The sequence below is a fragment of the Pseudomonas sp. M5A4_2d genome, from assembly GCF_053345295.1.
This window is the reverse complement of the sequence record NZ_JBKEZW010000011.1, coordinates 1-19,520: the sequence shown is the minus strand read 5'-3', so window position 1 is coordinate 19,520 and position 19,520 is coordinate 1. Positions and strand designations below refer to the sequence as shown.

The following is a 19,520-nucleotide window of genomic DNA, read 5'->3' as shown; positions in this document are numbered from 1 at the left end:
GACCAAGCATGCAAGAAAGCGTGATGCAGCGCATGTGGAACAGCGGCTATCTTTCAGGTGGTAACGCTGCCTATGTGGAAGAGCTTTATGAGCTCTACCTGCACGACCCTAACGCTGTGCCAGAAGAATGGCGCACCAAATTTCAGACGTTGTCTTCAGACGGCAACGCTGCCACCGATGTATCGCACGCAACAATTCGCGATCAGTTTGTGCTGCTGGCAAAGAACCAGCGCCGCGCTCAGCCGGTTTCCGCCGGGAGCGTGAGCAGCGAGCATGAGAAGAAGCAAGTTGAAGTATTGCGACTGATCCAGGCTTACCGGATGCGTGGCCACCAGGCGGCCCAGCTTGACCCGCTGGGGCTCTGGCAGCGTCCTGCACCTGCTGACCTGTCGATCAATCATTACGGCTTGACCAATGCCGATCTTGATACGACCTTCCGTGCCGGCGACCTGTTCATCGGCAAAGAGGAAGCGAGCCTACGCGAAATTCACGAAGCGTTGCAGCAGACATATTGCCGCACCATCGGCGCTGAGTTCACGCATATCACCGATTCCGAGCAACGCCACTGGTTCCAGCATCGCCTGGAAGGTGTGCGTGGCCGTCCGGTGCTGTCCGCCGACGTACGCAGCCACCTGCTCGAGCGCGTGACCGCAGCTGAAGGTCTCGAGAAATACCTGGGCACCAAATACCCGGGCACCAAGCGTTTTGGCCTGGAAGGCGGCGAGAGCCTCATTCCAATGCTCGACGAGCTGATCCAGCGTTCCGGTTCCTATGGCACCAAGGAAGTCGTGATCGGCATGGCTCACCGTGGTCGCCTGAACGTGTTGGTCAACACCTTCGGCAAGAACCCGCGCGAGCTGTTCGACGAGTTCGAAGGCAAGAAGAAGGTCGAACTGGGTTCCGGTGACGTTAAATACCACCAGGGCTTCTCGTCCAACGTGATGACCACCGGCGGTGAAGTTCACCTGGCCATGGCGTTCAACCCATCCCACCTGGAAATCGTTTCTCCAGTGGTCGAGGGTTCGGTCCGTGCTCGTCAGGATCGTCGTAATGATGCCACCGGTGAAAAGGTCCTGCCGATTTCCATCCACGGTGACGCGGCATTCGCCGGCCAAGGCGTGGTTCTGGAAACGTTCCAGATGTCGCAGACTCGCGGCTTCAAGACTGGCGGTACGGTTCACATCGTCATCAACAACCAGGTTGGCTTCACCATCAGCAACCCGCTGGACGCGCGCTCTACCGAGTACGCCACCGACGTTGCCAAGATGATCCAGGCGCCGATCCTCCATGTGAATGGTGATGATCCGGAAGCCGTGTTGTTCGTGACCCAGCTCGCTATCGACTACCGCATGCAGTTCAAGCGTGACGTGGTGATCGACCTGGTTTGCTACCGCCGTCGCGGTCACAACGAAGCGGATGAGCCTAGCGGCACCCAGCCGTTGATGTACCAGCAAATCGCCAAGCAGCGCACCACCCGTGAGCTGTACGCCGAAAGCCTGACCAAGGCCGGCGTGGTTGACGATGCGCGTGTTCAGGCGAAAGTCGATGAATACCGCAACGCGCTGGACAACGGTCTGCATGTCGTAAAAAGCCTTGTTAAAGAACCGAACAAAGAGCTGTTCGTTGACTGGCGTCCGTACCTGGGCCACGCCTGGACTGCGCGTCACGACACCTCGTTCGATCTGAAAACCTTGCAGGAACTGTCTGCCAAGCTGCTGGAAATTCCAGAAGGCTTCGTTGTGCAGCGCCAGGTTGCGAAGATCTACGAAGACCGTCAGAAGATGCAAGCCGGCGGCCTGCCGATCAACTGGGGTTACGCCGAAACCATGGCGTACGCGACCCTGGCGTTCGAAGGTCACCCGATCCGCATGACCGGCCAGGATATCGGCCGTGGTACGTTCTCGCACCGTCACGCGGTATTGCACAACCAGAAAGACGCGGGCACCTACATTCCGCTGCAACACCTTTACGAAGGCCAGCCACGTTTCGACCTGTTCGATTCGTTCCTGTCCGAAGAAGCCGTACTGGCGTTCGAATACGGTTACTCCACCACCACGCCTCAGGCGCTGGTGATCTGGGAAGCCCAGTTCGGCGACTTCGCCAACGGTGCCCAAGTGGTTATTGACCAGTTCATCACCAGCGGTGAGCACAAGTGGGGTCGTCTGTGCGGTCTGACCATGCTGCTGCCACACGGTTATGAAGGTCAGGGTCCGGAGCACTCTTCGGCCCGTCTGGAGCGTTACCTGCAGCTGTGCGCCGAGCACAACATCCAGGTGTGCGTGCCGACTACCCCGGCCCAGATCTACCACTTGCTGCGTCGTCAGGTGATCCGCCCGCTGCGCAAGCCGCTGGTAGTGCTGACTCCGAAGTCGCTGTTGCGTCACAAATTGGCCATCTCGACCCTGGAAGATCTGGCCGACGGTTCGTTCCAGACCGTTATTCCAGAAATCGACACCCTGGACGCAGCCAAGGTCACTCGCCTGATCCTGTGCAGCGGCAAGGTTTACTACGACTTGCTGGAAAAACGCCGTGCCGAAGGCCGCGAAGACATCGCCATCGTGCGTATCGAGCAGCTTTACCCGTTCCCGGAAGACGACCTGATGGAGGCCATCGCGCCTTACACCAACCTCACCCATGCGGTGTGGTGCCAGGAAGAACCGATGAACCAGGGCGCTTGGTACAGCAGCCAGCATCATTTGCGTCGCAGCATCGGCAACCACAAGACAGGCCTTGGCCTTGAGTATGCCGGTCGTGATGCTTCTGCTGCACCTGCGTGTGGTTATGCGTCGATGCACGCCGAGCAGCAGGAAAAACTGCTGCAAGATGCTTTCACTGTTTAACGCCTTCGCGCTGACTGAAACCGAATTTTAAGGACCCACAGATAATGGCTATCGAAATCAAAGCCCCGTCATTCCCGGAATCGGTTGCCGATGGCACCGTTGCCACCTGGCACAAGAAACCAGGCGACGCTGTAAAGCGTGATGACCTGATCGTCGACATCGAGACCGACAAAGTCGTTCTGGAAGTGTTGGCCGAAGCTGACGGCGTGCTGGGCGCGATCGTTGCTGAAGAGGGCGCTACCGTCCTGTCGAACCAGATCCTGGGCTCGATCGAAGCAGGCGGCGCTGCTGCACCTGCTCCGGCCGCTGCTGCACCTGCTGCTGCTTCCGCTCCAGCCGCTGCTCCAGCTGCCGCTGGTGAAGATCCAATCGCTGCACCGGCTGCGCGTCAGCTGGCCGAAGAAAACGGCATCAATCTGGCTTCCATCAAAGGCACCGGCAAAGACGGCCGTGTGACCAAGGAAGACGTGGTTGCTGCCGTTGAAGCCAAGAAAAACGCTCCGGCCGCCGCACCTGCCAAGGCTGCTGCTCCAGCTGCCGCTGCGCCTGTGTTCGCTGCTGGCGACCGCACCGAGAAGCGCGTACCGATGACTCGTGTACGTGCCACCGTGGCCAAGCGTCTGGTTGAAGCACAGTCGAACATGGCGATGCTGACCACTTTCAACGAAGTCGACATGACTGAAGTCATGGCCCTGCGTTCGAAGTACAAGGACCTGTTCGAGAAGTCCCACAATGGCGTGCGCCTGGGCTTCATGTCGTTCTTCGTGAAAGCGGCCACCGAAGCGCTGAAACGCTTCCCGGCAGTCAACGCTTCCATCGACGGCAGCGACATCGTTTACCACGGTTATGCCGACGTCGGCGTTGCCGTGTCCAGCGACCGTGGCCTGGTCGTACCGGTTCTGCGTAACGCCGAGCTGATGAGCCTGGCTGAAATCGAAGGCGGCATCGCTGGCTTCGGCAAGAAAGCCCGTGATGGCAAGCTGACCATCGACGAGATGACCGGTGGTACCTTCACCATCACCAACGGTGGTACCTTCGGTTCGATGATGTCGACCCCGATCGTCAACCCGCCACAAGCTGCGATCCTGGGCATGCACAACATCATCCAGCGTCCGATGGCCATCAACGGCCAAGTCGTGATCCGCCCAATGATGTACCTGGCACTGTCTTACGATCACCGCCTGATCGATGGTAAAGAAGCCGTGACTTTCCTGGTGACCATCAAGAACCTGCTGGAAGACCCGGCTCGTCTGCTGCTGGATATCTGATAGAAGCAGCTGCAGGCCTCAAGTGACAGGCTGCCGGATAAGGCAGTCGGGCTTGGGGCTTGCGGCTTGAAAGCTTGCTGCTAAATAGAGGAACTATTTTCATGTCGCAGAAATTTGACGTTGTAGTGATTGGTGCAGGTCCTGGCGGCTACGTTGCCGCCATCAAGGCCGCACAACTGGGCCTCTCGACTGCTTGCATCGAAAAATACACCGACAAGGAAGGCAAACTGGCGCTGGGCGGTACTTGCCTGAACGTCGGTTGCATTCCTTCCAAGGCGCTGCTGGACAGCTCCTGGAAATTCCACGAAGCCCAAGACGGTTTCGCGATCCACGGCATCAACCACGCTGGCGTGACCATGGACGTGCCAGCAATGGTCGGCCGTAAAGCCAACATCGTTAAAGGCCTCACTTCCGGCGTTGCGACCTTGTTCAAGGCCAACGGTGTGACTTCCCTGCAAGGCCACGGCAAACTGCTGGCCGGCAAGAAAGTTGAAATCACCAAACCAGACGGCTCGGTAGAAGTCATCGAAGCCGAAAACGTGATCCTGGCTCCAGGCTCGCGCCCAATCGACATTCCACCGGCTCCAGTTGACCAGAACGTGATCGTTGATTCGACCGGCGCCCTGGAATTCCAAGCGGTTCCCAAGCGTTTGGGCGTGATCGGCGCTGGCGTAATCGGTCTGGAACTGGGTTCGGTATGGTCGCGTCTGGGTTCCGAAGTGACCGTTCTGGAAGCCCTGGACACGTTCCTGCTGGCTGCCGACACTGCGGTGTCCAAAGAAGCCTACAAAACCCTGACCAAACAAGGTCTGGACATCAAGCTGGGTGCTCGCGTGACCGGCTCGAAGGTTAACGGCGAAGAAGTTGTCGTGACCTACACCGACAAGGATGGCGAACAGACCATCACTTTCGACAAGCTGATTGTTGCCGTTGGTCGCCGTCCAGTCACGGCTGACCTGTTGGCTTCCGACAGCGGCGTGAACATCGACGAGCGTGGTTTCATCCACGTTGACGATCACTGCGCTACCACGGTTCCTGGCGTGTACGCCATTGGCGACGTGGTTCGCGGCATGATGCTGGCGCACAAGGCTTCCGAAGAAGGCATCATGGTTGTCGAGCGCATCAAGGGCCACAAAACCCAGATGAACTACGACCTGATCCCATCGGTTATCTACACCCACCCGGAAATTGCATGGGTCGGCAAGAACGAACAGCAGTTGAAAGCTGAAGGCGTTGAAGTTAACGTCGGCACCTTCCCGTTTGCCGCTTCTGGCCGTGCCATGGCAGCCAACGACACCGGTGGTTTTGTCAAAGTCATCGCTGATGCCAAGACTGACCGCGTATTGGGCGTCCACGTGATTGGCCCGAGCGCTGCAGAACTGGTTCAGCAAGGCGCGATCGGTATGGAATTCGGCACCAGTGCCGAGGACCTGGGCATGATGGTCTTCTCCCATCCGACCCTGTCCGAAGCGTTGCACGAAGCAGCGTTGGCAGTGAATGGCGGCGCCATCCACATCGCCAACCGCAAGAAGCGCTAAGCGAGATAATAAGAAACCACGGCGGTTGCCCGTCGTGAGCCTTGCGCGCAAGACTCACCGCGGAATGTCCGCTGGACGCAGTCTTGCGCAGCTTTACGGGCCTTGAGCCCCGCAAGTTGCGCAAGCAGCAGTCACAGGTGGCGCGGCACTCATAATGAGCGCAGCGCCGAATGCGCAGTACCTAACGAAGACGGTAAAAAGCATGAATCTTCACGAGTATCAGGGTAAGCAGCTGTTCGCTGAATACGGCCTGCCAGTATCCCAGGGCTACGCAGTAGACACCCCGGAAGCAGCAGCAGAAGCTTGCGACAAAATCGGTGGTACCGAGTGGGTTGTCAAAGCCCAGGTCCACGCTGGTGGTCGCGGTAAAGCGGGCGGCGTTAAGCTGGTTCGCAGCAAAGAAGACGCCAAGGCCTTCGCACAGCAGTGGCTGGGCAAGCGTCTGGTGACTTACCAGACTGATGCCAATGGCCAACCAGTCACCAAGATCCTGGTTGAATCGTGCACTGATATCGCTAAAGAGCTGTACCTGGGCGCTGTCGTTGACCGTTCGAGCCGTCGCATCGTGTTCATGGCGTCCACCGAAGGTGGCGTGGACATCGAGAAGATCGCTCACGACACTCCAGAAAAAATTCTGAAAGCCACTATCGATCCACTGGTTGGCGCTCAGCCATTCCAGGGTCGCGAACTGGCTTTCCAGCTGGGTCTGGAAGGCAAGCAAGTTGCCCAGTTCGCCAAGATCTTCGTAGGTCTGGCCAAACTGTTCCAGGATCACGATCTGGCCCTGCTGGAAGTGAACCCGCTGGTGATCAAGGCTGACGGCGATCTGCACTGCCTCGACGCCAAGATCAACATCGACGCCAACGCCATGTACCGTCAGCCTAAGCTGAAAACTTTCCACGATCCGTCGCAAGACGATCCGCGCGAAGCGCACGCTGCCAAGTTCGAACTGAACTACGTAGCCCTGGAAGGTAACATCGGTTGCATGGTCAACGGTGCTGGCCTGGCCATGGGTACCATGGACATCGTCAACCTGCATGGCGGCAAACCAGCCAACTTCCTCGACGTGGGCGGCGGTGCTACCAAAGAACGCGTTACCGAAGCCTTCAAGATCATCCTGTCCGACACTAACGTCGCTGCAGTATTGGTCAACATCTTCGGCGGCATCGTTCGTTGCGACATGATTGCCGAAGGCATCATCGGTGCAGTGAAAGAAGTCGGCGTTAAAATCCCGGTTGTTGTTCGCCTTGAAGGTAACAACGCTGAACTGGGCGCTAAAGTACTGGCAGAAAGCGGTTTGAACATCATCGCGGCTACCAGCCTGACCGACGCTGCTCAACAAGTTGTCAAAGCTGCGGAGGGCAAATAATGAGCGTCCTGATCAATAAAGACACCAAAGTTATCTGCCAGGGTATTACCGGTTCGCAAGGTAGTTTCCACACCCAGCAAGCCATCGAATACGGCACCAAGATGGTGGGTGGCGTTACTCCTGGTAAGGGCGGCACCGAGCACCTGGGTCTGCCAGTGTTCAATACCGTGAAAGACGCTGTAGCTGCCACTGGCGCCACCGCCAGCGTGATCTACGTTCCAGCTCCTTTCTGCAAAGACTCGATCCTGGAAGCGGCATTCGGCGGCATCAAGCTGATCGTTTGCATCACCGAAGGCATTCCTACCCTGGACATGCTGGACGCTAAAGTTAAGTGTGACGAGCTGGGCGTAGTCCTGATCGGCCCTAACTGCCCAGGCGTGATCACTCCAGGCGAATGCAAGATCGGCATCATGCCTGGTCACATTCACTTGCCAGGCAAAGTCGGTATCGTTTCCCGTTCCGGCACCCTGACCTACGAAGCTGTCAAGCAAACGACTGACGCCGGTTTCGGCCAGTCGACTTGCGTCGGCATCGGCGGTGACCCGATCCCAGGCTCGAACTTCATCGACATCCTGAAACTGTTCCAGGAAGACCCGAAGACCGAAGCGATCGTCATGATCGGTGAGATCGGCGGCTCGGCTGAAGAAGAAGCGGCTGCCTACATCAAGGCACACGTGACCAAGCCGGTTGTTTCCTACATCGCTGGTGTGACTGCCCCTGCTGGCAAGCGCATGGGCCATGCTGGCGCAATCATCTCCGGCGGCAAAGGCACAGCAGACGAGAAGTTTGCTGCCCTGGAAGACGCAGGCGTTAAAACCGTGCGTTCGCTGGCAGACATCGGCAAGGCTTTGTCCGAGCTGACCGGTTGGGCTGTCAAGTAAGCCTCGCGCTTAGCTGACGCTTTACCAAGCAAAGGCCACCTTCGGGTGGCCTTTGTGCGTTCTGGGTATTGCTCATCAGATTGGATGCCCCGTTCACATGTGGGAGCTGGCTTGCCTGCAATAGCATCGACTCGGTTTACCTGATGGACCGAGTCGCCCGCATCGCAGGCAAGCCAGCTCCCACATGGGGTTGTATTGTCAAAATTAAGTATGAAAACGCGACATTGTGATGTCGCTTATCGGACAGTTCGCCCCGCAACAGTGCGTTTGTCGGCCTAATTCTGTACTCTAGCCGCCTCTTTATGCGTCCGCATCCCAAAAGGAAGCTGCGCGCTAGACCGGTCGGTCCCCATCAGGACCGGCAGCAGTTCCCTCATCCACAGGGAATCCCTCTCTAAATTCCGATTCAGTAGTGTGGTATTTCCTTAAATGAAAGTGTTGAAAAGCCAGGATGTCCTGGCGTTAGGCTTTATGACCTTCGCCCTGTTCGTGGGCGCCGGCAACATCATCTTCCCGCCTATCGTTGGTTTGCAGTCCGGGCCTCACGTCTGGATGGCAGCGCTGGGCTTCCTGATCACCGCGGTCGGTCTGCCGGTGGTCACCGTGATCGCCCTGGCCAAGGTCGGCGGCGGTATGGACGCGTTGAGCAGCCCGATCGGCAAGATCGCCGGCGGCCTGCTCGCGGCGGCGGCGTATCTGGCGGTAGGGCCATTGTTCGCCACTCCGCGCACTGCGACCGTTTCGTTTGAAGTGGGCCTGGCACCGCTGACCGGCGAAAGCCCATTGGCGCTGTTCCTCTACAGCTCGGTGTATTTCCTGGTGGTGTTCTTTGTTTCCCTCTACCCGGGCCGACTGCTGGATACCGTAGGTCGCTTCCTGGCGCCGCTGAAAATCATCGCCCTGGCTATTCTCGGCATCGCCGCGTTTGCCTTGCCGGCCGGTGACGTGGGCGTCGCGACGCCGGAATACGTTGCCGCACCGTTCTCCCAGGGCTTCATCAATGGTTACCTGACCATGGATACCCTCGGCGCGCTGGTATTCGGTATCGTCATCGTCAATGCCATCCGTTCTCGTGGCGTTGAATCGCCACAGCTGATCACCCGCTACGCGATCATCGCCGGGCTGATTGCCGGCGTGGGCCTGGCCCTGGTGTACATCAGCCTGTTCCGTCTGGGGTCGGGCAGCCATGCCGTGGCCGCCGGTGCAAGCAATGGCGCTGCCGTGCTGCATGCTTACGTGCAACACACGTTCGGCTCCCTGGGCAGTGGCTTCCTCGCTGTGCTGATCTCTCTGGCGTGCCTGGTCACCGCTGTTGGCCTGACCTGCGCGTGTGCCGAGTACTTCAGCAAAGTCCTGCCGCTGTCCTACAAGACGCTGGTAGTGATCCTCGCACTGTTCTCGCTGTTTGTGTCCAACCTGGGCCTGACCAAGCTGATTGCCTTCTCGATCCCGGTACTCACGGCGATCTACCCGCCGTGCATCGTGCTGGTGGCCCTGAGCTTCTGCAAAGATTTCTGGCTTGAGCAGGGCCGCATCGTCGGCCCGGTCATGCTGGTGTCGTTCATCTTTGGTTGCATTGATGCGCTCAAGGGCGCGGGCCTGGCGGATTGGATGCCTGCGCAGTTGGCACATCTGCCGCTGAGCGAGCAAGGCCTGGCGTGGCTGGTGCCGGCGGTGATGACGCTGGTCGTTGCCGTAGTGGTTGACCGCATGCTTGGCAAACGCAGCGAAGCCATCGCTTAACCCGCGATTTCACGCTGTACTGAAATGCCCCGTATCGATTGATACGGGGCATTTTTTTGTGTGTGAGGCCACAACCCCTAAAGTGTGGAATACGGTCAGTGTGGGAGCGGGCTTGCTCGCGAACGCGGTGGATCAGTAATGCACCAGGAGACTGACACACCGCATTCGCGAGCAAGCCCGCTCCCACATTTAGATCGCATTAATATCCGCACACCGAGCAAAAGGCCCCCGCATGTCGTTCGTCGAAACCAATCAGATCCACCTGCTTGCTGCTCTCTGGTTCGTATTGTGCTGGGGCGGTTACACCCGATACGCCACGTGGAAGGCCCGTGACACTGCGTGCCTGGCCAGCGTGCTGCATCTGTATCGTGAAGACTGGATGCGCCGCATGTTGCTGCGCGATAACCGTATCGCCGATGCCAGCGTGATCGGTAACCTGGAGCGCAATGCCTCGTTCTTCGCATCCAGTACCTTGATCATCCTCGCCGGTATCCTGACAGTGCTGGGTGCTTCCGAGCGTGCGGTATCGTTGCTGGCGGACATTCCCATGGTGCAACAGGCGTCCCAGGGCATGTCGGAAATCAAGCTGCTGTGCCTGGCACTGGTGTTCGTCTATGCGTTTTTCACCTTCAGCTGGTGCATGCGCCAATACAACTTCGCCGCGGTGCTGGTGGGGTCGGCGCCGATGATTGGTGAACGGCATGTGTCGGAGCAGGAGCGCAACGCGTTCGCCCTGCGGGCAGCGCGGGTGATTTCCATGGCGGCCAACCAGTTCAACTTTGGCCTGCGTGCTTATTACTTTGGCATGACCATGCTGGCCTGGTTTGTCAGCCCGTGGTTATTCATGTTGATGAGCAGCGGGGTAGTGTTGGTGCTGTATCGCCGCGAGTTTCATTCGGACGTACTGCAGGTCATGGTCTACACGCCAACCGATATGCCGGTGACGGAGCCGGCTAAAGAAGCCGTGTCTTAACGCGTGGCGCCAAGGTTAATTAAACTTTTCGGCGCTGGAAAAACAGCAGACAAAGTAAAGCCCGCTATGTAAGCGGGCTTCCTTTTTGCAGCAGTTGCCAGGCTATTAAGGCTTGGCAGGTGCTACTGGAGTAGCGGTACCGTCTTCTTTTGCTTTTTCAGCGTTCGCATCAGCCTGAGCTTTGGCAGCATCGGCGTTTTCTTTTGCAGCGTCGTTCACTTTATCCTGTGCTTTCGCCATGTCCTTCTGAGCTTGCTCAGAATGCGCTTGGGCATCTTGGGCTTTGTCTTCGGATTTCTTATCGCAGGCAGCGAGGCCGAGGGCAGCAGCCAGCATCATGGAAATAGCTAAAGTCTTGCGCATGGGGTGTTTCTCCTTAGTGAAGATATCTACTGGCCTTTCGAGCTTAGACGGCCAGCATTAGTTCCTTTTGTTTCAAAGATATATAAAACGTGACGCTCAAGGAACTTTTGCCCTTGCCCCCAGACGCCTCTAATCGACACTAATAAGAGTCTGAACACATGACCGAAAATCCCTTGTTAGCGCGTGCCACACGCTTTGTTTCGGCGCTGCGCCACTGCCAGGTATTAGGCATCACCGTCCATGCTGCCAGCGAGGAGGGCATGACGCTGGTCCTGCCTTACAGCCCGAGCATCGTCGGCGATCCTCAAACCGGCGTGATTCACGGCGGCGCGCTGACCTCCTTGATGGACACTGCCTGCGGCATGGCCACGCTGTGTGTCTTGCCGGAGTTCGAGGTGTGCCCGACGCTCGACCTGCGTGTCGACTACATGCATCCGGCCGAACCGCACAAGCCCGTGTACGGCTTCGCCCAATGCTATCGGGTGACCACCGACGTGATCTTCACCCGCGGCTTCGCCTACCAGGATGATCCGCAGCAGCCCATCGCCCACGTGGTCGGCACGTTCATGCGCATGGGCAAGCGCCTCAAGGGCACGCACGGGCTGGGCAGCACCCTCAAGGGAGAGCAGGCATGACACATCGATTCAAGACCCGCCTCGAACAGGCCCATCACCGGGGTAACTACGAGGCGCTGCTAGACCTGGTCCCCTACGCCAAGCTGATTGGCATTGAATGCACAAGGTTGGGGGATGAATTGCTGTTTCGTCTGCCGGCCAACAAGGACAACATTGGTAACCCCATATTGCCGGCGCTGCACGGTGGGGTGATTGCCGGGTTTATGGAGCTGTCGGCGGCGCTGCACCTGCTGGTATTTACCGGCGCGCCGGGCCTGCCGAAAATCATCGATTTTTCCCTGGATTACCTGCGCGCCGGCCAGTTTCGTGACACTTACGCCAAATGCCAGGTGTGGCGCCAGGGCCGTCGCGTCGCCAATGTGGCAATCACTGCCTGGCAAAGCACCCCGGCCGAACCGATTGCCACCGCTCGCGCACATTTCAAGATTGAGGAAACAGCCCGCCCTTGAAATCCTGGTCTTAGCCCCCAACTTTGATGACAACCCGCCGCCAACCCTTAAGGGCGCGGCCACTGCCATCCAATTGGAGTTTGATGACCATGAGTGTGGAAACTCAAAAGGAAACCCTGGGCTTCCAGACCGAGGTGAAGCAACTGCTGCACCTCATGATCCATTCGCTGTATTCCAACAAGGAAATCTTCCTTCGCGAATTGATCTCGAACGCCTCTGACGCTGTCGACAAATTACGTTTCGAAGCCCTGTCCAAGCCTGAATTGCTGGAAGGTGGCGCCGAACTGAAAATCCGTGTGAGCTTCGACAAAGACGCCAAGACCGTCACCCTCGAAGACAACGGTATCGGCATGAGCCGTGAAGACGCGATCACCCATCTGGGCACCATCGCCAAATCCGGCACCGCAGATTTCATGAAGAACCTGTCGGGCGATCAGAAAAAAGATTCGCACCTGATCGGTCAATTCGGTGTGGGCTTCTACTCGGCCTTTATCGTTGCCGACAAGGTTGAAGTGTTCAGCCGTCGCGCCGGCCTCGCCGCCAGCGAAGGTGTGCACTGGTCCTCCAAAGGTGAGGGCGAGTTCGAAATCGCCACCCTCGACAAGGCTGACCGTGGCACCCGCATCGTGCTGCACCTGAAAGCGGCTGAAGATGAGTTCGCCGATGGCTGGCGCCTGCGCAATATCATCAAGAAATACTCCGACCACATCGCGCTGCCGATCGAGTTGCCGAAAGAACAGGCTGCTGCCGAAGGCGAAGAGCCGCCTGCCCAGGAATGGGAAGTGGTCAACCGTGCCAGCGCCCTGTGGACGCGTCCTCGTACTGAAGTCAAAGACGAGGAATACCAGGAGTTCTACAAGCACATCGCTCACGACTACGAAAACCCGCTGAGCTGGAGCCACAACAAGGTCGAAGGCAAGCTGGAATACAGCTCGCTGCTCTACGTACCGGCGCGTGCTCCGTTCGACCTGTACCAGCGTGAAGCGCCCAAAGGCCTGAAGCTGTACGTGCAGCGCGTGTTCGTGATGGACCAGGCAGAGTCCTTCCTGCCGCTGTACCTGCGCTTTATCAAAGGCGTGGTCGACTCCAACGACCTGTCGCTGAACGTGTCGCGGGAAATCCTGCAGAAAGACCCGATCATCGACTCCATGAAGTCGGCGCTGACCAAGCGCGTGCTCGACATGCTGGAAAAACTGGCGAAGAACGAGCCTGAGCAATACAAGGGCTTCTGGAAAAACTTCGGTCAGGTCATGAAAGAAGGCCCGGCGGAAGATTTTGCCAACAAGGAAAAAATCGCCGGCCTGCTGCGTTTTGCGTCTACCCAAGGTGAAGACGGTGAGCAGGTTGTGTCGCTGGCCGAGTACCTGGCACGCGCCAAGGAAGGTCAGGACAAGATCTACTACCTGACCGGCGAAACCTACGCTCAGGTCAAGAACAGCCCGCACCTGGAAGTCTTCCGCAAGAAAGGCATCGAAGTGCTGCTGTTGACCGACCGTATCGATGAGTGGTTGATGAGCTACCTCAGCGAGTTCGACGGCAAAACCTTCGTCGACGTGGCCCGTGGCGACCTGGACCTGGGTAACCTGGACTCCGAAGAAGAGAAGAAGGAAGCCGAAGAAGTCGCCAAGGCCAAAGAAGGGCTGGTTGAGCGGATCAAGACCGCTCTGGGCGATGCTGTCAGCGAAGTGCGGGTTTCGCACCGTCTGACCGACTCCCCGGCGATTCTGGCCATTGGCGAGCAGGACCTGGGCATGCAGATGCGTCAGATCCTGGAAGCGAGCGGTCAGAAGGTTCCGGATTCCAAGCCGATCTTCGAATTCAACCCGGCTCACCCGCTGATCGAGAAACTCGACGGCGAGCAAAGCGAAGAGCGTTTTGGCGACTTGTCGCACATCCTCTTCGACCAGGCGGCCCTGGCCGCTGGCGACAGCTTGAAAGACCCGGCCGCCTACGTGCGCCGACTGAACAAGCTGTTGGTTGAATTGTCGGTTTAACACCGTTGTAGAAAAACCCGCTTCGGCGGGTTTTTTCGTTCTAGTGCACCTCAACTGGAGTAAATGATGAGCCAAGTCACTGTGCGTTCCGTGGTCTATCAGATTGATGGCCAGTCTTATGAAAGCCGCCTGGCATTCGATGCCAGCCATAAGGGCCCGCTGCCGGGTCTGTTGATGGCACCGAACTGGATGGGTGTGAGTGCGGGTGCCGAAGACATTGCCAAAAGCGTCGCCGCCAAGGGCTACGTGGTGCTGATCGCCGACCTGTATGGGCAAACCGTGCGCCCATCGAATGGCGATGAAGCGGGCGCGGCAATGATGCCGTTGAAAAATGACCGCCCATTGCTGAACAAGCGTATGCAGGCAGCCTTTGAGCAACTGCAAGGCCAGACCGAAGCCGCTGTCGATACCTCGAAGTTGGCGACCTTTGGTTTCTGCTTCGGCGGTTGCTGCTCCCTGGAGCTGGCGCGTACCGGCGCAGCGTTGAAGGCCGCCGTGTCGTTCCACGGCACTCTCGATACGCCGAACCCGGCGGATGCGAAAAACATCAAAGGTTCAGTGCTGGTACTGCACGGCGCTTCCGACCCCTTGGTGCCCAAGGAACAGTTGCCGGCGTTTGAAGATGAAATGAACGCGGCCGGTGTGGATTGGCAGTTGCTGAGCTACGGCGGTGCGGTGCATTCCTTCACTGACCCGCATGCCAATGTGCCGGGCAAGATGATGTACGACGCGAAGACCGCTGCGCGGGCGTTCCAGTCGATGCATAACTTGTTGGATGAAGTGTTCAAGGGCTAAACCTTTAGCGCCTGTGCTGGCCTCTTCGCGAGCAAGCCCGCTCCCACATTTTGATTGGTGAACACCGGTTAAATGTGGGAGCTGGCTTGCCTGCGATAGCTATCTGACAGGCAACTCAATCCTTTCAGACTCTCCCGGCACCGTCGGCCAATCCCGAGCCGCCCAACGCTGCCGCGCCTGTTCGATCATGGCCGGGTCGCTCGCCACAAAATTCCAGTTGATCCGCCGTGGCCCATCCAGTGGCGCACCGCCAAATACCATCAGGCGGCAATCGCTTTCAGCAAACAGCGTCATTGCCTGCCCGGCAGGCAGCACCACCAGGCTGTTCACTGCCAACACCTCGCCGTCCAGCTGTGCCTCACCCTCCAGTACATACACCGCCCGTTCCTGGTGCTCATCCGGGATCAACAGCGTCGTGGCCGTCTGCATCTGCACCTCGGCATACAACGTAGGCGACAGCACCGGCACCGGTGATTTGAGACAGAAGCCGCTACCGGCGATCAGACGAATCTGCACGCCCAGGTTGTCACTGACTGGCAGGCTCGCCGCCGAGTGATGGCTGTAATGCCCAGGCCCCGTCTCATGGTCTTTGGGTGAGGCCAGCCACACTTGCAGGCCATGCAGGCTGAAACCTTCAGCCTTGATCGCCTCGGGCGTGCGTTCGACGTGGGCAATCGCACCGCCGGCCGTCATCCAGCTGACGTCGCCGGCTTGCACCAACTGGTCCGAGCCGAGGCTGTCTTTGTGCTGCAAGGCACCTTCAAATAGATAAGTGAGCGTCGACAGCCCAATATGCGGGTGCTGGCGGATATTCATGCCGGTGCCCGGCGCATAACGCGTCAGCAGCATGTGGTCGAAGAACACAAAAGGCCCGACGCTGCGGCATTCGCGCGACGGCAACGGGCGCAGGATCGGCTGGCCTTCGACATCTTCCGCGCGCGGGCGGATCACGGTGAGGGTGGTCATGGTGCGTCCCTGTCTGAGCGGGTTAGATGGCCCTGAGCATAACCCGCTCGACGGGTGGATGGCGCTACTGGCTGAAAGCGCCTTCGGACAATTTCGTCTCGATGGTGACTTCTGCGGTGGTCATCAGTTTATGCACGGGGCAGCGATCAGCCACGCGGTGCAGCTCGTCGCGCTGTTCATCGGTGAGCACGCCCTTGAGGGTCAACTTGACGTTGAGCGTGTATTTGCCTTTTTGCTCCTCGGTGCTGTCGTGGGTGACTTCCACGGTGACGCCGGTGAGGGGAATGTCTTTTTTCTGGGCATACAGTTTGACGGTCAGCGCCTTGCACGAGGCCAGGGCAGCATCGAAATAATCGTGGGGGGAGGGCGCCGAGTCGTCGCCGCCCAGGCTTTTGGGTAAGTCGGTGAACAGTTCGTGGTTATTGATATTCACACTGTGGCGAAAGTTGTCGTGGTTCAGGGTGTTGACGGTAACAGGCATGGTAAACCTCACAGATTGGCAGGATGAAGGTCATGCAGTTATAGAACATGCTGGCACTGGGGTGTTCCGCGTTTTTTGCCTGTGAACCCGTTTGCATCGCGCAAGGTCTACCGCAATTCACCCCTATGAGATTTTACCGTGCCTTGGACCCGCCTCAGTCTTGCCCTGTTGCTCGCTGCCAGTAGCCTCGTCGTGCAGGCCCGCGAATATGCCTACAGCGATGCGCACCTGCATTACGTCGACTTCTTCCAGGAAACGGCAGGCATGGACACGCTGCTTAAGGCCATGGCGGATAATCGCATCGAGCATGTGATGATTTCTGGCATTCCTGTGGCCAAGAAATGGCACGAAGACGAACCCAAGCGCCCGCGTTACTACGCGGGTGACGATGCCGATGCCTATTGGTACAGCGCCACCGACGTGATCGTCGCGGCAGCGGTGAACACACTCACCCCTGAGCAGCGTCAGCATTTTCATCCGTTTTTGTCCGGCTTTAACCCTAACGACAAGAACTCGGCGGCGCATATCCAACGCATGCTCGACCTCAACCCAGGGCTCTGGCAGGGCATTGGTGAAGTGTTCACACGGCACGACGACCTGACGGCCTTGACGGCAGGTGACACCCCGCGGGCCAACAATGAAGCCATGACGCGCGTCTATCACCTCGCCGCCGAAAACGATTTGCCGGTGATGCTGCACTCCAACATCACCTCCAAGCGCGAACGCAACCCACTGTACCTGCCGGAGGTGGAGACATCGCTGCGCAACCACCCGCACACGCGTTTTATCTGGGCGCATGCGGGTACCAGTAAAGAGATCCATCGCCATCAGGTGCAGATGGACTTCTTGCTCCCTACCTTGAGCCGTATGTTGCAAGCCTATCCCAATCTGTACATCGACCTCTCTTGGAGCATGCTCACGCCGTACTTGCTGGATGAGGCAGGCAAGCCCCGCGCGCAGTGGTTAAAGCTGGTTGAACGCTTCCCTGAGCGCTTCATGGTGGGTTCGGATGTTGTAGGGCGCTTCAATAAGCTCGGTAAGGAAATGCGCCGCTTTGATCCTTTCCTGGACGCGCTGCCGGAGGACGTGGCCCGTAAGGTTGCGCGCGATAACTTCCTGGCTATTCTGCCGAAACACGCTCGCGATGAGCAGGCACATTGATATCGCGTTTTCGTCTTACGCAATTTGGCTGAAGGGCCGATAGCTTTCAGGAGACCCGCTGCAGGTGGATGCAGCGCATTTGGAAGGAACCAGGCAATGAGTATCCGTAGTCTGAATATCGCTCCCCGCGCCGGCTTGGGCTTTGGCGTGTTGGCGTTGATGGTGTTCGCCTTGGGCGGCTTCGCACTGCTGCAGATGGCCAACATGCGCCAGCAGTCGGACCAGGTGGAGAACAACTGGCTGCCTAGCGTGATGGCGGTGGGGGATATGAGCCAGGATCTGTTAAGGGTTCGCGCGCTGACCCTGCGGTTGGTGGTCAACCGTGATCCGCAGGCGCTGGCGCAGAACGAGCAAAAACTGACCGATCTGAAAAATGGCATGTCCCACGCCCAGACACTTTACGAGGGGCTGATCGTCCTGCCCGAAGAACGCACGCTGTTTGATCGTTTCAAGACCGAAGAGCAGCAATACCTGCAACGCCAAGAGCAGGTGATGACGCTCTCCAAGGCCAACCAGTTGGACGATGCGATCAAGATCGTCAACGGTGAGATGAATCAACTGGCCGATCAGATGGCCGGCACTCTGCATGATCTGGTCATTTTGAACAAAACCAATGCCAACCTGGCCGCAAGCCTGGCGCAAAGCGTGTTCACTCAATCGCGTACCTGGGTGGTCGGCATGATCGTGCTCACGGCGCTGATTACCATTGGGTTGGCGGTGTGGCTGACCCGCAGCATCGTGCTGCCGTTGGCACAGTCACTGAAAGTCGCGCAGGGCGTCGCCAGTGGCGACCTGACCGGTGAGATCAACGTGACCGGCAATGATGAGCCGGCGCGCTTGCAGCAGGCGCTAAAGGGCATGCAGGAAAACCTGCGCGACACCATCCGGCGTATTGGCGAATCCTCGAACCAGTTGGCTTCGGCTTCCGAAGAACTCAGTTGCGTCACTGAGGATGCGACCCGTGGCCTGCACCAGCAGAACCAGGAAATCGAACAGGCCGCCACGGCGGTCAACCAGATGACAGCGGCGGTGGAAGAAGTGGCGAGCAATGCGGTGGCCACGTCGCAGGCGTCGCGCGAGTCCGACCGCATCGCCCAGCGCGGGCGTGCTCAGGTGCACCAGACAGTGGAGTCGATTGAGGCGTTGGCCACGGACGTGACCGCCAATGCCACTCAGGTCGAAGAATTGGCGCAAAAGGTCTATGGCATCAGCAAGGTGCTGGACGTGATTCGCTCGATTGCCGAACAGACTAACCTGCTGGCGCTGAATGCCGCGATCGAAGCGGCGCGGGCCGGGGATGCCGGGCGCGGTTTTGCCGTGGTGGCGGATGAGGTGCGGGCCTTGGCCCATCGCACGCAACAGTCGACCCAGGAAATTGAGCTGATGATCAGCGGCATTCAGCAGGGCACCGATCAGGCCGTCAGTTCGATGCAGCAGAGCAATACCCGGGCGCGCTCCACGCTGGATATCGCCAAGTCGGCGGGCACGGCGCTGGAAGAAATTGCGTCGGCATTTACCCTGATCAACGAGCGCAACCTGGTGATTGCCAGTGCCTCGGAGCAGCAGGCGGCGGTGGCGCGAGAAGTGGATCGCAACTTGATGAATATTCGTGATCTGGCGCATCAGACGTCGACCGGCGCCAATCAGACCAGTGCGGCGAGCCAGGAGTTGTCGCGGTTGGCGGTGGATCTGAACACGATGGTGGCGCGGTTTTCGGTGTAGGGCGTAAGACCGCGGTTATTCAATCGCAGGCAAGCTGGCCCCCACATTTGACTGTGTTCACAATTCAGCATGTGGGCGCTGGCTTGCCTGCGAAACGCATAGGTATCTAAGTAACTCTTTGTGTTGCTTTGAGCCTGTGAGGGGTTAGGTAGATTGAGGACATATCCGTTGCTGCGGTAACGGCTGCTATGGGTTTCGCCCTTACGGCGGGTCACTTTTTTACAAGGGAACGCCTAAAAAAGTAACCAAAAAACGCTTTGCCCCACCACTCGGTACCTCGCCCAGGCTCGGTATGCCCGCACTCCGGCTTGAATCCGTGGGCCGCCGCAATGGGCCATCCCT

16 protein-coding genes are annotated in these 19,520 nt (G+C 58.4%); 13 read left to right on the top strand and 3 right to left on the bottom strand.

Translation table 11 applies throughout. The features are described from left to right. The first annotated feature begins 8 nt into the window (after positions 1 to 8). From ACLBW8_RS23305 to ACLBW8_RS23275, 7 genes are all read left to right on the top strand, one after another. Complete coding sequence (locus ACLBW8_RS23305) at positions 9 to 2,840, top strand: 2-oxoglutarate dehydrogenase E1 component (protein WP_064451606.1); 2,832 nt, start codon at positions 9 to 11, stop codon at positions 2,838 to 2,840. Between the two features lie 44 nt (positions 2,841 to 2,884). Further along, positions 2,885 to 4,108 (top strand): 2-oxoglutarate dehydrogenase complex dihydrolipoyllysine-residue succinyltransferase, encoded by a 1,224-nt coding sequence (odhB, locus tag ACLBW8_RS23300; protein WP_221294312.1) that lies wholly within the window; start codon positions 2,885 to 2,887, stop codon positions 4,106 to 4,108. A 101-nt stretch (positions 4,109 to 4,209) separates the two neighbouring features. After that, positions 4,210 to 5,646, top strand: a complete 1,437-nt coding sequence (gene lpdA, locus ACLBW8_RS23295) for a dihydrolipoyl dehydrogenase (protein ID WP_447806420.1) — start codon at positions 4,210 to 4,212, stop codon at positions 5,644 to 5,646. Between the two features lie 202 nt (positions 5,647 to 5,848). Further along, positions 5,849 to 7,015, top strand: a complete 1,167-nt coding sequence (gene sucC, locus ACLBW8_RS23290; protein ID WP_064451609.1) for an ADP-forming succinate--CoA ligase subunit beta — start codon at positions 5,849 to 5,851, stop codon at positions 7,013 to 7,015. After that, positions 7,015 to 7,896 (top strand): succinate--CoA ligase subunit alpha, encoded by an 882-nt coding sequence (gene sucD / locus ACLBW8_RS23285; RefSeq protein ID WP_003210566.1) that lies wholly within the window; start codon positions 7,015 to 7,017, stop codon positions 7,894 to 7,896. Before sucC ends, sucD begins: the two co-directional genes overlap by 1 nt. A gap of 429 nt (positions 7,897 to 8,325) precedes the next feature. Then, positions 8,326 to 9,639, top strand: coding sequence for a branched-chain amino acid transport system II carrier protein (brnQ, locus tag ACLBW8_RS23280; RefSeq protein ID WP_064451610.1), 1,314 nt, complete (start codon positions 8,326 to 8,328; stop codon positions 9,637 to 9,639). A 232-nt stretch (positions 9,640 to 9,871) separates the two neighbouring features. Continuing rightward, positions 9,872 to 10,612: a DUF599 domain-containing protein gene (locus ACLBW8_RS23275; RefSeq protein ID WP_064451611.1), complete on the top strand. Its 741-nt coding sequence runs from the start codon at positions 9,872 to 9,874 to the stop codon at positions 10,610 to 10,612. Positions 10,613 to 10,717: 105 nt separating this feature from the next. Here ACLBW8_RS23275 and ACLBW8_RS23270 read toward each other — a convergent pair whose 3' ends face one another. Next, positions 10,718 to 10,975 (bottom strand): hypothetical protein, encoded by a 258-nt coding sequence (locus ACLBW8_RS23270; protein WP_053255236.1) that lies wholly within the window; start codon positions 10,973 to 10,975, stop codon positions 10,718 to 10,720. Positions 10,976 to 11,133: 158 nt separating this feature from the next. Between ACLBW8_RS23270 and ACLBW8_RS23265 the strand changes: the two genes are divergently transcribed. From ACLBW8_RS23265 to ACLBW8_RS23250, 4 genes are all read left to right on the top strand, one after another. Next, on the top strand, positions 11,134 to 11,610 hold the full coding sequence (locus ACLBW8_RS23265; RefSeq protein ID WP_064451612.1) for a PaaI family thioesterase: 477 nt from the start codon (positions 11,134 to 11,136) through the stop codon (positions 11,608 to 11,610). Continuing rightward, a complete protein-coding gene (locus ACLBW8_RS23260) occupies positions 11,607 to 12,059 on the top strand; it encodes a PaaI family thioesterase (protein WP_064451613.1) in 453 nt (150 codons plus the stop codon). Before ACLBW8_RS23265 ends, ACLBW8_RS23260 begins: the two co-directional genes overlap by 4 nt. Positions 12,060 to 12,148: 89 nt before the next feature. After that, positions 12,149 to 14,053 carry a molecular chaperone HtpG gene (htpG, locus tag ACLBW8_RS23255; protein ID WP_221294314.1) on the top strand — a complete coding sequence of 635 codons (1,905 nt, stop codon included), beginning with the start codon at positions 12,149 to 12,151 and terminating at the stop codon, positions 14,051 to 14,053. Between the two features lie 66 nt (positions 14,054 to 14,119). After that, positions 14,120 to 14,848, top strand: coding sequence for a dienelactone hydrolase family protein (locus ACLBW8_RS23250; RefSeq protein ID WP_221294315.1), 729 nt, complete (start codon positions 14,120 to 14,122; stop codon positions 14,846 to 14,848). Between the two features lie 99 nt (positions 14,849 to 14,947). On the opposite strand, the gene ACLBW8_RS23245 is transcribed toward ACLBW8_RS23250, so the two are convergent. After that, the gene (locus ACLBW8_RS23245; RefSeq protein ID WP_447806419.1) at positions 14,948 to 15,814 is read right to left on the bottom strand and encodes a pirin family protein; all 867 of its coding nucleotides are present in this window, start codon (positions 15,812 to 15,814) and stop codon (positions 14,948 to 14,950) included. A 64-nt stretch (positions 15,815 to 15,878) separates the two neighbouring features. Continuing rightward, positions 15,879 to 16,295, bottom strand: a complete 417-nt coding sequence (locus ACLBW8_RS23240; RefSeq protein ID WP_064451616.1) for an OsmC family protein — start codon at positions 16,293 to 16,295, stop codon at positions 15,879 to 15,881. Positions 16,296 to 16,433: 138 nt separating this feature from the next. On the opposite strand from ACLBW8_RS23240, the gene ACLBW8_RS23235 reads away from it, so the two are divergent. Continuing rightward, a complete protein-coding gene (locus ACLBW8_RS23235) occupies positions 16,434 to 17,456 on the top strand; it encodes an amidohydrolase family protein (RefSeq protein ID WP_221294317.1) in 1,023 nt (340 codons plus the stop codon). A gap of 96 nt (positions 17,457 to 17,552) precedes the next feature. After that, positions 17,553 to 19,178, top strand: a complete 1,626-nt coding sequence (locus ACLBW8_RS23230) for a methyl-accepting chemotaxis protein (RefSeq protein ID WP_064451618.1) — start codon at positions 17,553 to 17,555, stop codon at positions 19,176 to 19,178. Positions 19,179 to 19,520: the final 342 nt, after the last annotated feature.